This window comes from Sebaldella sp. S0638 (assembly GCF_024158605.1).
Classification (GTDB): Bacteria; Fusobacteriota; Fusobacteriia; order Fusobacteriales; family Leptotrichiaceae; genus Sebaldella.
Genome location: NZ_JAMZGM010000002.1, coordinates 67,322 through 81,575, shown reverse-complemented (window position 1 = coordinate 81,575; position 14,254 = coordinate 67,322). Strand labels below are relative to the sequence as shown.

12 protein-coding genes are annotated in these 14,254 nt (G+C 36.6%); all 12 read left to right on the top strand.

The annotated features are described in order from the left end of the window. Positions 1-55 precede the first annotated feature (55 nt). The gene (gene xdh / locus NK213_RS01355) at positions 56-2,632 is read left to right on the top strand and encodes a selenium-dependent xanthine dehydrogenase (RefSeq protein ID WP_253346143.1); all 2,577 of its coding nucleotides are present in this window, start codon (positions 56-58) and stop codon (positions 2,630-2,632) included. A gap of 269 nt (positions 2,633-2,901) precedes the next feature. Continuing rightward, positions 2,902-3,285: a RidA family protein gene (locus NK213_RS01350; RefSeq protein ID WP_012861128.1), complete on the top strand. Its 384-nt coding sequence runs from the start codon at positions 2,902-2,904 to the stop codon at positions 3,283-3,285. Between the two features lie 163 nt (positions 3,286-3,448). Further along, on the top strand, positions 3,449-4,660 hold the full coding sequence (locus NK213_RS01345) for a molybdopterin molybdotransferase MoeA (protein WP_253346142.1): 1,212 nt from the start codon (positions 3,449-3,451) through the stop codon (positions 4,658-4,660). Between the two features lie 8 nt (positions 4,661-4,668). After that, the gene (locus NK213_RS01340; RefSeq protein ID WP_253346141.1) at positions 4,669-6,570 is read left to right on the top strand and encodes a molybdopterin biosynthesis protein; all 1,902 of its coding nucleotides are present in this window, start codon (positions 4,669-4,671) and stop codon (positions 6,568-6,570) included. A gap of 75 nt (positions 6,571-6,645) precedes the next feature. Beyond that, on the top strand, positions 6,646-8,469 hold the full coding sequence (locus NK213_RS01335; protein WP_253346140.1) for an aldehyde ferredoxin oxidoreductase family protein: 1,824 nt from the start codon (positions 6,646-6,648) through the stop codon (positions 8,467-8,469). Then, positions 8,460-8,684, top strand: a complete 225-nt coding sequence (locus tag NK213_RS01330) for a MoaD/ThiS family protein (protein WP_253346139.1) — start codon at positions 8,460-8,462, stop codon at positions 8,682-8,684. Before NK213_RS01335 ends, NK213_RS01330 begins: the two co-directional genes overlap by 10 nt. 5 nt (positions 8,685-8,689) lie before the next feature. After that, positions 8,690-9,370: a HesA/MoeB/ThiF family protein gene (locus tag NK213_RS01325; RefSeq protein WP_253346138.1), complete on the top strand. Its 681-nt coding sequence runs from the start codon at positions 8,690-8,692 to the stop codon at positions 9,368-9,370. Between the two features lie 150 nt (positions 9,371-9,520). Then, entirely contained in the window at positions 9,521-10,405 is an 885-nt protein-coding gene (locus tag NK213_RS01320) for a substrate-binding domain-containing protein (RefSeq protein ID WP_253346137.1), read from the top strand. Between the two features lie 12 nt (positions 10,406-10,417). After that, the gene (locus NK213_RS01315; RefSeq protein WP_253346136.1) at positions 10,418-11,047 is read left to right on the top strand and encodes an ABC transporter permease; all 630 of its coding nucleotides are present in this window, start codon (positions 10,418-10,420) and stop codon (positions 11,045-11,047) included. Positions 11,048-11,147: 100 nt separating this feature from the next. Next, positions 11,148-11,840, top strand: coding sequence for an ATP-binding cassette domain-containing protein (locus NK213_RS01310; RefSeq protein ID WP_253346135.1), 693 nt, complete (start codon positions 11,148-11,150; stop codon positions 11,838-11,840). A gap of 27 nt (positions 11,841-11,867) precedes the next feature. After that, positions 11,868-12,851 (top strand): GTP 3',8-cyclase MoaA, encoded by a 984-nt coding sequence (gene moaA, locus NK213_RS01305; RefSeq protein WP_253346134.1) that lies wholly within the window; start codon positions 11,868-11,870, stop codon positions 12,849-12,851. A 4-nt stretch (positions 12,852-12,855) separates the two neighbouring features. Next, entirely contained in the window at positions 12,856-14,250 is a 1,395-nt protein-coding gene (gene hydA, locus NK213_RS01300; RefSeq protein WP_253346133.1) for a dihydropyrimidinase, read from the top strand. Positions 14,251-14,254 lie beyond the last annotated feature (4 nt).

Genomic DNA, 14,254 nt, shown 5'->3' with positions numbered 1-14,254 from the left:
ATACTAGAGATAGTCGTTTTATAATATCTTAATAATTGGTAAGATGGAGGAAAAAATGACTTATACATTTAACATTAATGGAAAAGAATATGGTACTGATAATAAGAAAAATTTATTGGATTACCTAAGGGATGACTTAGAGTTAACAGGAACTAAAAATGGATGCAGCGAGGGTGCATGCGGTACCTGTACAGTAATACTGGACGGGAAAGCAATGAGAGCATGTGTGCTTACTACTGAAAGAATAAACGGAAAAAGTATTATAACTATAGAGGGATTAAGTGAAAGAGAAAGAGAAGTTTACGCTTATGTATTCAGTAAGACAGGAGCCGTACAGTGCGGCTTCTGTATACCGGGAATGGTAATAAGCAGTAAAGTTTTACTGGATAAGAACACAAGTCCCACTCTGGATGAAATAAAAACAGCTCTTAGAGGTAATATATGCAGATGTACCGGATATATCAAAATTTTTGATGCGGTAAATCTTGCAGCTGAAATATTCAGAGAAAATAAAGAAGTACCAAAAGTACACTGCAAAGGACTCGTTGGTGAAAACCTTGAAAGAGTGGATGCAGTGGAAAAGACACTTGGAACAGGTGTATATGTGGATGATATTCATATGGAGGGAATGCTTCACGGTTCATGTGTAAGACCTGAGTTTCCAAGAATTCTTGTGAAAAAAATAGATATACAAAAAGCAAAAGAATATCCCGGAGTAGCGGGTGTATTCACTAAACAGAATCTGCCTGAGCTTCAGAATCTCGGACACCTTGTAAAAGACTGGCCTGCACTTATAGGTGAAGGTGAGGAAACAAGATATGTAGGAGATGCTCTGGCATTGGTAGTAGCTGAATCGGAAGAGATTCTGGAAGAAGCTAAAAAGCTGGTAACAGTAGAATATGAAAAGCTGGAACCTGTTAGAAATCCTATTGAGGCAATGAAAGAAGGAGCGCCTAAGATACACGAAAAAGGCAACCTTTTATTCCATCAGGATTTATACAGAGGAGCACCTGAAGAAAAGATAAAAAATTCAAAATATGTAGTAACAGATCACTTTTCAGTTCCTTTTACAGACCATGCATTTATGGAGCCTGAGTGCGCAATAGCCATGCCTGACGGTGAAGATAAGCTTTTGATGTATACAGCGTCTCAGAATATCTATGATGAGCAGAGAGAAATAGCTCAGATGCTCGGTATAGAACCAGACCGTATAAGAATACAGAGTAAGCTTGTCGGCGGAGGTTTCGGAGGTAAAGAGGATATGTCAGTTCAGCACCATGCAGCTTTGGCAGCATACATGCTGAAAAGACCGGTAAAAGTAAAGTTTTCAAGACAGGAAAGTATACTGTACCATACAAAGCGTCACCCGATGGAAATGGACTTCACTGTAGGCTGTGATGAAAACGGTATAGTACAGGGCTTAATAGCCACTATAATATCAGATACAGGAGCTTATGCTTCATTAGGCGGACCGGTACTGCAAAGAGCATGTACACATGCTGCCGGACCGTATAACTTTCAGGATGTAAGTATTCAGGGAAGTGCGTATTATACGAATAATCCTCCGGCAGGGGCGTACAGAGGATTCGGGGTAACACAGTCATTATTTGCCATGGAAGCCTGCCTGAATAAACTCGCAGATATGGTAGGAATATCTCATTGGGAAATGAGATACAGAAATGCAATCAAACCGGGAGATATACTTCCGAATGGTCAGATTGCCGATGACAGTACAGCTTTTGTGGAAACTCTGGAAGCTGTAAAAGAAGAATATGATAATGCAAAATATGTAGGAATAGGGTGCGGAATCAAGAACAGCGGACTTGGTGTGGGAATTCCCGATACCGGAAGATGTAAAGCTTCTGTAGAAAACGGGAAAGTTCATGTAAGAACAGCAGCTGCATGTATAGGACAGGGGCTTGCCACTGTTATGCTGCAGATAGCTGCTCAGACACTTGATATCGCTCCGGAATTAATCGTAATGGAGGCTCCGGATACAGCCAGAACACCAAATTCAGGAACAACAACAGCTTCGAGACAGACACTTGTTACAGGAGAAGCTGTAAGAAAAGTAACACAAATGGTAAAAGACGAGCTGGATAATGGAAAAACACTTGCAGATCTTGAAGGTCAGGAATTTTATGCTGAATATCTGGCTAAAACAGATCCTATGGGAACAGATGTTCCTAATCCTGTGAGTCACGTAGGATATGGTTATGCTACACAGATAGTAATCCTTGATGATAACGGAATGCTTAAAAAGGTAGTTGCCGCACATGATGTGGGAACTGCTATAAATCCTATAAATGTAGAAGGACAAATAGAAGGCGGCGTGGTAATGTCGCTTGGATATGCCTTAACAGAGGATTATCCCCTTGTTGATTCTATACCAAAGGTAAAATACGGTACACTTGGGCTGTTCAGAGCTACACAGGTACCGGAAATAAAAGCCGTTATAGTAAAAAAGGATGCACATAATCCTATGGCATACGGTGCAAAAGGTGTGGGAGAAATAGCAAGTATACCTACAGCACCGGCAGTACAGGATGCATACTACATGTTTGATAAAAAATTCAGAACAAAACTTCCTTTAGGTGAAACTCCTTATAATAAGAAAAAAATAGAGGAATAATCAGAAGCCGGAAGCAGCAGATACAGAGAATTATCTGCTGCGGTACCGGTTAAAAGCTGATGAGTATATTAAACCGTCATAAAATCAAACTTTAGCATACAGAAGTATTCATAGTATTTTCTTATTGTATTCAGACAATTGAAAGAAAGATATATGTACAGAAACTGTTATATTTTCTGTCAGAAAGTTGATTTTAGAAAGAGTTTATGTTAAGCTAAATAATTAAATAAAATAAAAATCAAAATTGATTACAAAATTAGGAGGAAATAATGGAAAAAATAGTGATAAGTACGCCAAATGCTCCTGCGGCAATTGGTCCATATGCACAGGGAATTAGATTAGGGGACGTAGTTTATACTTCGGGTCAGCTCCCTATTGATCCAAAAACAGGAGAACTTGTAAGTGATGATATAAAGAAAGCTACAAGACAAAGTCTTGAAAACGTAAAAGCTGTTTTGGAAGCAGGAGGAAGTTCTGTTGGTAAAATAGTAAAGGTGTTAATCCTGTTAAATGATATTAATGATTTTGCAGCAATGAATGAAGTATATAATGAATTCTTTGAAGGAACTGAGTATCCTGCAAGATCAGCTTTTGAAGTAGCAACACTGCCTAAAAATGCTCTTATAGAGATAGAAGCAGTAGGGCACATTTAAATAAATTTTATTTACGATACTCCCCTAAGTTTGTTTAATTACATTCCGGGGAGTACTTTTAAATAATAAAGAAAGTTGATTTTTTGAAAAATAGTGGTAAACTTATAATAGATTGATAATTATGTAAAATAACTAAAAAAAAGTTTATTGCGCGGGAGATAAGATGAAATTATTCAAAATAGCAGATTTAGAAGAAGTAATAAAGGTTTTGGAAGAGCAGAAACAGGAAAATATTTATGATGAAATACCTATAGAGGAATCTTTGGGACGAATTTTATTTGAAAATATAATGTCGGATATTAATATTCCTCATTTTGACAGATCTACGGTAGACGGGTATGCAATTAATCATAAATCAGTAAACGGTGCTTCCGAAATGATGCCTATTATTACAAAAGTAGCAGAAAAAATAAAGATGAACAGTATTCCCGAAAAGGAAATAAAAATAGGTGAAAGCTCGTATATACCAACAGGGGGAATGATGCCGAAAGGTGCAGATTCTGTAGTTATGGTGGAATATACGGAAAAATTATCAGAAAATGACATTCTTATGGGAAAAACTGTAAGCCCTCTTGAAAATGTAAATTCAATTGGTGAAGATATAGAGAAGGGAGAATTAGTATTAGAAGCATTTCGTAAAATAAAGGCATATGATATGGGACTTTTGGCAGCTTTGGGAATAAAAAATATAAAAGTACATAAAAAGCTCAAAGTGGGAATAATTTCCACAGGAGACGAAATAATAGAATATTATGAAATGCCCTTACCCGGACAGGTAAGAAATAGTAATTCTCTGTCACTCTGCGGAATGACAGAAAGAGCAGGAGCTGTTCCGTATAATTTTGGAATAATAAAAGATGATGAAGAAGAAATAAAAAGTACTCTGAATGAAGCACTTTCCAAGTGTGATATAGTACTGATATCAGGAGGCAGCTCTGTAGGTGAAAGAGACCATACAATCAGCGCAATAGAAAGTATAGAAGGGTCAGAAGTGCTGATACACGGTATAGCAATAAAACCGGGGAAACCCACTATTATAGCCAAAAGCGGAGATAAGATGATATTCGGTCTTCCGGGAAACCCGTTTGCAGTGCTGGTAATTTTTAGAACATTAATAGAAAAATATATAAACAGATTTTCTGAAAAAGATAAATTTATAACTGCGTTGTTTGATACCAATTATCATAAAGCAATGGGAAGAAGCGAGTTTCTTCCTGTAAAACTGGAAGAACGTGACAGTGAAACATATGCACTGCCTTTGAGGGTGAAATCTTCTTCGGTAGCTGTACTTGCCAAAGCTGACGGATTTATAATTATAGAAAAAGATAAAGAGGGTGTCAGCAGCGGGGAAAAAATAAAAGTTTATGAATTATAGGAGTGTTTATGAAGGATAAAACGTATCTTACCAATTATGATATAAACGAAGCACTGGATACATACACAAAATTATTAAATATAAAAGAAAGCACAGAGGAGATCGGGACTAAAGACAGCCTTGGAAGAATCAGCTCCGAGGGTGTTTATGCCAAAATATCTAATCCTTTTTATAATTGTTCCGCAATGGACGGTATCGCTGTAAAAGCAGTTAAGACACATGGAGCAAATGAAAAGAATTATGTGATTCTGGAAAAAGGAACAGATTATGCGGAAGTAGATACAGGAGATCCGATACCTGAAAATTTTGATGCAGTGATAATGATAGAAGATGTAATAAAAGAAAGCGAAACTTCTGTAAGAATATATAAAAGTGTCTCTACATGGGAGAACATAAGGTCGCTCGGCGAGGATATAGTGGAATCTACGCTGATTATCGGAAAAAACCATAAAATAAGACCTGTAGATATAGGAGCTATGATTGCCGGCGGAGTTTCCAAGATAAATGTTTATAAAAAGCCTCTTGTCGGAATTATTCCCACAGGAGACGAGATAGTGGAAGTGAATGATAATCTGAAAATCGGTGATATTATAGAGTTTAACAGTAAAATGTTTGCGGCTCAAATAAATGAATGGGGAATGGATTCCAAGGTTTACGGCATTACAAAAGATAAAAAAGAAGATATTATCGCTGTATTGGAAAAAGCTTCCCGTGAATGTGATGTGGTAATAATCAATGCAGGTTCTTCAGCAGGAAGAGAAGACTACACCTATGATGCAGTAAGTGCATTGGGAGAAGTGCATATTCACGGTATAGCAATAAAACCCGGAAAGCCTGCAATATTGGGTGAAATATCAGGAAAACCTGTAATAGGAGTACCGGGCTATCCTGTGTCAGCATACTTTGTAATGGAGAATATAGTAAAACCTGTAATATCAAAATATATAAACTTTTTTGATGAAAAAGAGGAAATAGAAGCGGTGTTATCCAGAAGGGTAATGTCATCGCTGAAATATCTTGAGTTTATAAGGGTAAAAATAGGTCTTGTAGATGACAAATATATTGCCACTCCTTTGCAGAGAGGTGCAGGTACTACTATGTCCCTTGTGAATTGTGACGGTGTTTTGGAAATACCGCAGAATTATGAAGGATATGAAAAAGGGGAAACAGTAAAAATAAAACTTTTGAAAACACAAAAAGAGATAAAAAATACTCTTGTTCTTATAGGAAGTCATGATCCTATACTGGATACCGCATCAGATATGATGAAAAACAGAAATTTCAGATATACTCTTTCATCAGCACATGTGGGAAGTATGGGAGGGATCACCGCTCTTAGAAATGAAGAATGTCATATAAGTACAATGCACCTTTTGGATGAGGAAACAGGAGAATATAATATTCCTTTTATAAAAAAATATATTCCCGGAAAAGAACTGGTACTTATAAAATTCGTAAAAAGAACACAAGGAATAATGGTCAGAAAAGACAGACAATTTTCTGTTAATTCAATAGAAGATATAAAAAATAATAATCTAAGCTTTGTAAACAGACAAAAAGGATCAGGAACAAGACTTTTATTTGATTATGAGCTGAAAAAAGCAGGGATAAGCCCTGGGGAGATAAGAGGTTATGACAGGGAAGAGATGACACATCTTACAGTGGCAGCAGCAGTGAAAAACGGAGATGCCGACTGCGGTATAGGTGTTTATTCCGCTGCTAACATAATGAATCTTGACTTTATACCAATAGGTGACGAACATTATGATCTGGTTATGCCTGTGAAATATCTCGGGTTAGAATCGTTTTTAGAATTTCTTAATACTATAAAAAGTGATAAGTACAAAAAACAGCTTGATAAAATGGGGGGGTATGCTTATGATGAATTAGGAGAAATGATATACTTATAAATTCAGAAAAATTCTGAACTGATTAATTACTAAATTATTTGACATAAATACAAAAAATTGGTTAGGAGGATAAGTATGAGAGGATATGTTGGGAAAATATTAAGAGTAAACTTAAGTGACTCGAGTATCAGCGAAGAGAATTTGGACATTCAAAAAGCAAAAAAATTCATTGGAGCCCGTGGGCTGGGAGCCAAAATAATGTTTGAGGAGGTAGATCCGGAGGTAGATGCGTTAAGTCCTGAAAATAAGCTTATTATAGCTACAGGGCCCTGCACAGGATACACAATGCCAACAGGCGGAAGATACATGGTTATGACTAAGTCACCGCTTACAGGTACATTAGCTTTTTCCAATTCCGGAGGAAGATGGGGAGCAGAGTTTAAATTTACCGGAAATGACATGATTATCTTTGAAGGAAAGGCAGATAAACCAGTTTATCTTTATATTGAGGATGACAAGGTGGAAATCAGGGATGCAGCTCATTTATGGGGAAAGAAAGTAACTGAAACCACTGAAATCCTGAAAAATGAAACTGATAAAAATGCAAAGGTAATGTGTATAGGACCTGCAGGTGAAAGATTATCACTTATTTCGGCAATTATGAATGATATTGACAGAGCAGCGGGACGTGGAGGAGTAGGAGCCGTTATGGGTTCTAAAAACCTGAAAGCTGTAGTGGTAAGAGGAACTAAAAAGCTGGAATATGCTGATCCTGCCAAGGCAAAAGCAGTAGCACTGGAAAAAATAAAGATATTAAAGGATAATCCTGTAGCAGGAAACGGGCTTCCTACATATGGGACGGCAGTACTGGTAAACATTATTAATGAAAACGGAGTACTTCCTGTGAAAAACTTTCAGGAATCATATGCACCGAAAGCAGATGATATAAGCGGGGAAACTCTGAGAGAAACAAGTCTGGTAAGAAATTCTGCATGTTACAGATGTACAATAGGATGCGGAAGATGGGTAAAATTAAAAGACGGAAGAGAAGTAGGAGGTCCGGAATATGAAACAATATGGGCATTTGGTTCTGACTGTGACAACTATGATCTGGAAACTATTAATGAAGCAAATGAACTTTGTAATGAATACGGACTGGATACTATTTCGGCAGGAGCTACTATAGCAGCCGCAATGGAACTAAAGGAAAAAGGTCTTATAAAAGATGAAGAGATAGCAGGAGACGGTCTCAGCCTTGACTGGGGAGACAGTAAAGCTATCGTGGAATGGACAAGAAAAATGGGAGAAAGAGAAGGATTCGGATATGAACTTGCAAAAGGTTCATACAGACTGTGTGATGAACACGGGGCTCCGGAGCTTTCAATGACTGTGAAGAAACAGGAACTTCCTGCCTATGACCCGAGAGGAATACAAGGTCACGGTATTACATATGCAGTAAGTAACAGAGGGGCATGTCACGTAAAAGGATATATGATCAGTCCTGAAATACTCGGTCAGCCTGAAAAGCTGGACAGATTCGAGCTGAAAGGAAAGCCAGCTTATGCCAAAGTTTTCCATGATCTTACAGCTGTGGTTGATTCTCTGGGACTTTGTATATTTACCACTTTTGGTCTTGGGGCACAGGATTTCGTGGATATGGCAAATGCATGTTACGGAGAAGAAGTATTCGATGTAAACAGTCTTATGGAAGCCGGAGACAGAATCTGGACACTTGAAAAGCTTTATAACTTACGTGCGGGAATAGATAAAGATGACGACACACTTCCAAAAAGACTTCTCGAAGACAGTATAGTCGACGGGCCGTCTAAAGGATGGGTTCATAAGCTGTCAGAGCTTCTTCCTGAATATTATGAAGTAAGAGGATGGGATAAGAATACAAGTATCCCTACAGAGGAAACACTAAAAAAACTAGGTATAGAGGAATACTCATGGAAATAGAAGTTAGATTATTTGCATATTTCAGAGAAGGCAGAGGGAAAATACTAAAATTTCCTGTAGATGGAAATACTACCCCTCATGATGTTCTCAATGAATTGAAAATAGACGTAAAAGATGTGGCAATACTGTTAGTAAACGGGATTGACGGCAAGCTTGATTATAAATTTAAAGATAACGACAGGCTTTCCCTGTTTCCGCCGGTGGGAGGTGGATAAGAAATTTGGAGGAAAGATACAGAAGGAATATAGAGGCAATATCCGAGGAGGAAAATGCCGCTCTTTTTGAAAAAAAAGTATGTATAATCGGCTGCGGAGGATTAGGAGGGTACATTATCGAGATTCTGGCAAGAATAGGTGTAGGAAGCCTTATTGTCGTAGATGGAGATGTATTTGAAGAGTCTAATCTGAACAGACAGCTGTATTCAAAAATGGAACTTCTGGGAAAAAGCAAGGCAGAATCTGCATATGAGCGGATTTTGGAAATAAATCCCGAAATAAAAGTAAAATATATATATGATTTTTTTGATGAGAGTAATTATGCCAAAATAATAAACAACAGTGATGTAGTAGTAGATGCACTTGATAATATAAAAACCAAAAAATTTTTACAGAAAGTATGCGAAGAGCTGGATATACCTTTGGTTCACGGAGCAATCGGAGGATGGTACGGTCAGGTTGCCACAGTCTTGCCCGGAGATAAAACTCTGGATATTATCTATAAAGGAAAAGAAGATAAAGGTGTGGAAAAAATACTTGGCAATCTTCCGTTCACAGCATCATGTACAGCATCTTACCAAAGTTCCGAAGTGATAAAGCTGCTTATTAAACGCGGTGATTTGCTGAGGAAAAAGATTCTGTTCATAGATATGCTGAATAATGAGTCTGAAATAATAAATTTATAAAAACAGGGAGAGGTGCCCCACGCACTTTTCCCTGCTGAAAAAAATTATAAATATGAAAAAAAGGTATAACTAATGCCGTACCTGTGTTATTCACCAATCAGACATGCTTTTGGGAAGGCATTTTTATAATTTATATATAGGAGGAAAGAGATGAAACTGTATTTAAAATTAATATTGTTGACGACTTTGGTATTGGGAATTTTGTCATGCGGTAAAAAAGAAGAGGCAACTGGCGGAACACAAAATGCCGAAACAAAAACTGAGCAAAAGCAGGAAGAGAACGGAAAGAGAATAATACTGGCGACAACTACAAGTACACAGGATTCAGGTCTTTTGGATTATCTTCTCCCTGAATTTACAAAAGATACAGGGATAGAAGTAAGCGTAGTGGCTAAAGGTACAGGAGAAGCATTGAAAATAGGTGAAAGCGGAGATGCTGACGTATTAATGGTACATGCTAAGGCAAAAGAAGAAGAATTTGTAAAAAATGGATTCGGGACTGAAAGAATAGAATTCATGTATAATGATTTTATACTTGTGGGACCTGAAGACGACAGCCTGAAACTTAAAGAGAAAACTCCTGACAATATAGACGAAGCATTTAAGCTGATAGCAGACAAAAAGGCTGAGTTTATATCAAGAGGGGATGAATCAGGAACAGATGTTAAGGAAAAAGGTATATGGAAAGCCATAAATATAACACCGCAGGCACCATGGTATGTAGAAGCAGGAAAAGGAATGGGTGCCGTACTGCAGATGGCTGATGAAAAAAAAGCTTATACACTTACTGACAGAGCTACATATCTTTCAATGAAAGACAAGCTTGAACTGGGAATACTTGTACAGAATGATAAAAAATTATATAATCAGTACAGCCTGATCAGACTGAATTATGATAAGCTGGGCATCAAGAATAAAGAAGAAGCTGATAAATTTATAGAGTGGATGACAAGTGACAAGGCTCTTGAGATGATTAAAAATTTCGGAGTTGATAAATACGGAGAATCACTTTTTACGCCAAATTTCAAAAAATAACCGGAGAATATAATGAATGAAATTATTTCAATAATATTACTGTCATTATTTGTAAGTGTAATTTCTACATTAGCCGCAACGGTTTTCGGAGTTTTGATTTCACTGGTTATTTTATTCAAAGATTTCAGATTGAAAAAATTAGTAATAAAACTAACCAATACATTTATGAGTATGCCTCCGGTATTAATGGGGCTTCTTATGTATCTGCTGTTATCAAGAAAAGGGCCTTTAGGGTCCTTTAAACTCCTTTTTACACCTACGGCAATTATAATTACACAGACATTTTTGATACTGCCTATTATTATTTCACTGACATACAGCTATCTGAACAGCATAGAAGAAGATATAAGGAGAAACTGTGCCGCTTTGGGTATCTTAAAGAAGCATACTGTTTTTATTATGATAAAAGAAAGTCTGCCTCAGATGATTTCTATAGTATCCACAGGTTTTGGAAGGGGAATATCTGAAGTAGGGGCTGCTATGATGATAGGGGGCAATATAAAAGGGTATACAAGGATTATGACCACTTATATAGCCATGGAAACAGGAAAAGGTAATTTTAATGAAAGTATAATACTGGGACTGGTTTTACTGTTTATATCGTTCTCAATAAATTTCTTTATAGGTTACTTAGTAAAGTGATTCGCATATTTTCAGTCAGATACCGCTGTTTATTTTAATATCTGTTGTTTATCAACAGCTGATGCAGTATTGTCTAAATTCAAAATTAAGAGGTGTACATTTGAATATAAAAATTAAATATGCAAAAAAAAGATATGATGATAAAATAGTATTAGATGTGGAGAATATAGATATAAAATCTAATAAGATATATGCAGTAGTAGGAATGAACGGAAGCGGGAAATCCACACTTATAAACGGTATAGCAGGTGTGGAAGAATTCAGCGAGAGCAGCATTACCTACGACGGGAAGCAGTTTGAGGAAGTAAAGGACAATATTACTCTTATGCTTCAGAATTTTTATATTTTTAATGATACTGTGAGAAATAATATACTTCTTCCTGTTAAATACTCAAAAAAGAAGATAGATTTTCAAAGAAATCTGGAAAAATATATGAAATTTTTTAATATAGAACCATTACTTGAGAAAAATGCCAGAAAGCTTTCAGGCGGTGAGAAAACCAAAACTGCTCTTTTCAGGGTTCTTGTCAGGGATACTGATCTTGTGATTCTCGACGAACCCACTAATAATATGGATGTAGATGGAATAAAAGCAGTGGAAGAACTGATAATGTATCTGAAAGAAGAAGGGAAAACGGTTATTTTAATCACGCATAATATAATGCAGGTAGAAAAAACAGCAGATTATGTACTTTTTATAGATAAAGGAAAAGTAGTGGAGTGCGTGGAAAGGGAAAATATAAAAAATATTTTTGATAATTTATCTTTAAAAGAGATATTAAAGGTTCTCTAACAAATAAACTTGCTTGAGGTGTAAATTATGATAGATCAATTTAACAGGGATATAAATTATTTGAGGGTATCTGTTACAGACAGGTGCAACCTGAGATGTGTATATTGTCTGCCGGAATTTTCAAAAGATTTTATAGATGAATCAAAGCTTCTTACAATGGAAGAATATTTCAGACTTATAAGAATCTTGGGAAGCCTGGGGATAAAAAAGGTGCGTATAACAGGCGGAGAACCCCTTGTAAGAAAAGGAATTCCCGGACTTGTAAAAAATATAAACAGCCTTGATAGTATAGAAGAAATAGCAATGACAACAAACGGGATTCTTCTGGAGAAATATCTTGACGAACTGGCAGCAAACGGTCTGTCATCTTTGAATATAAGTCTGGATATACTCGATGAAGGAAAATATAACTATATAACAAGAGGCGGAGATCTGGAAAAGGTAATCAGGTCAATTGAAAAAGCCATTGAATATAAAATAAAGATAAAACTGAATTCTGTGATAATAGATGATTTTAATAAAGATGCCATAAAAAGTCTTGTAGATTTTGCAGTGGATAAAAATATTGATATTCGTTTTATAGAGTTAATGCCTATAGGATGCGGACAAAATCTAAAAGGGATATCAAATGAAGAAATATTAAGTATAATATCAAAAGACAGAAAGACTACAGCAGCCAATACAGGAGGATTAATATCAGGGCCTGCTGCATATCACAAAATAGACGGAACCAATACAAGAGTCGGTTTTATATCGCCTTTAAGCAGTTGTTTTTGTGAAACATGCAACAGAATCAGAATAACTTCTGAAGGAAAACTAAAGCAATGTCTTTACTATGACTCTAAACTGGATCTTATGAAAATGCTGAGAACTGAAACCAGCGATAAAAAACTTTTGGAAGAAATAAAAAATGAAATATATTTTAAAAATAAACAGCATAATTTTACCGGAAACCCTGAAGATAAAGAGAAGGAGAAAGAAAAAAATACTATGAGCGTTATAGGAGGTTAGGAGCATGTTAATAAAAAACGGATTGATTGCAACGGCAGGGGACTTATATGAAGGAGATATTTATATTGAAGACGGAATTATTAAAGAAATAGGGAAAAATCTGGATATGGACGATCCTGAAACTATAGATGCAGGAGGAAAATATGTTATTCCCGGAGGAATTGACGTGCATACACACTTTCATCTGGATGTGGGAATAGCAATTTCAAGTGATGATTTCAGAACAGGGACAATCGCAGCGGCATGCGGCGGGACAACGTCTATTGTGGATCATATAGGACAGGGACCGAGAGGAACCACGCTTTATGATCCGGTTAATCATTATCATGAACTGGCTGACGGAAAAGCAGTAATAGATTATGGTTTTCACGGGGTAATTCCTTATGAAGTAAATGATGACAGGCTGAAAGAGATGGATCAGCTTCTGGAGGACGGAATAGAAAGCTTTAAGATATATATGACCTATGGTCAGATGGTACATGATGAGGATTCCATAAAGGTTTTGAGAAAAGCTAAGGAAAAAGGCGGGATTATTGCAGTTCACCCCGAAAATAACGATACTGTAAATTATCTGAAAAAATATTACAGCGAAAACGGAATGACAACACCGGAATACCATCCCAAAAGCAGACCTGAGGAATGTGAAGGAGAAGCAATAAACAGGATTTTGAATATAGCACATCTTGTGGGAGATGCACCTATTTATATTGTTCATCTTTCAGCTAAGCTTGGTCTTGACTATATAAAAATGGCCAGAGACAGAGGGCAGGAAAATATATATGCAGAAACATGTCCGCAATATCTCGTTTTGGATGATGAAAAATACAAGCTTCCGGGTAATGAGGGACTAAAATATGTAATGAGTCCTCCGCTGAGAAATAAATCCAATCAGGAACCGCTTTGGAGAGCTGTAAGAGAGGGAGATATACAGGTAATAGCCACAGATCACTGTCCGTTTTTATTTGAGAAGGAAAAAGTGGCAATGGGAAAAGATGATTTTACAAAATGTCCTAACGGAGCTCCGGGTGTGGAAACAAGAATGCCTGTGATTTTTTCCGAAGGAGTAATGAAAGGCAGAATATCTATAAATAAATTCGTAGAAGTAACAAGTACCAATCCTGCGAAAATATACGGCATGTATCCTCAGAAAGGGACAATTGCCGTGGGAAGTGATGCTGATATAGTAATTATAGACAAGGATAAGGAAGTTACAATAACTAAGTCAATGCTTCATGAAAATGTGGACTACACTCCTTATGAAGGGATAAAAGTACAGGGATATCCTGTAATGACTATAGTAAGAGGTAAAGTTATAGTGAAGGACAATGAATTTATAGGTGAAGAAGGATATGGTAAATTCATAAAAAGATATAAAAATGAAGAACTGGTAAGATTCTAACATA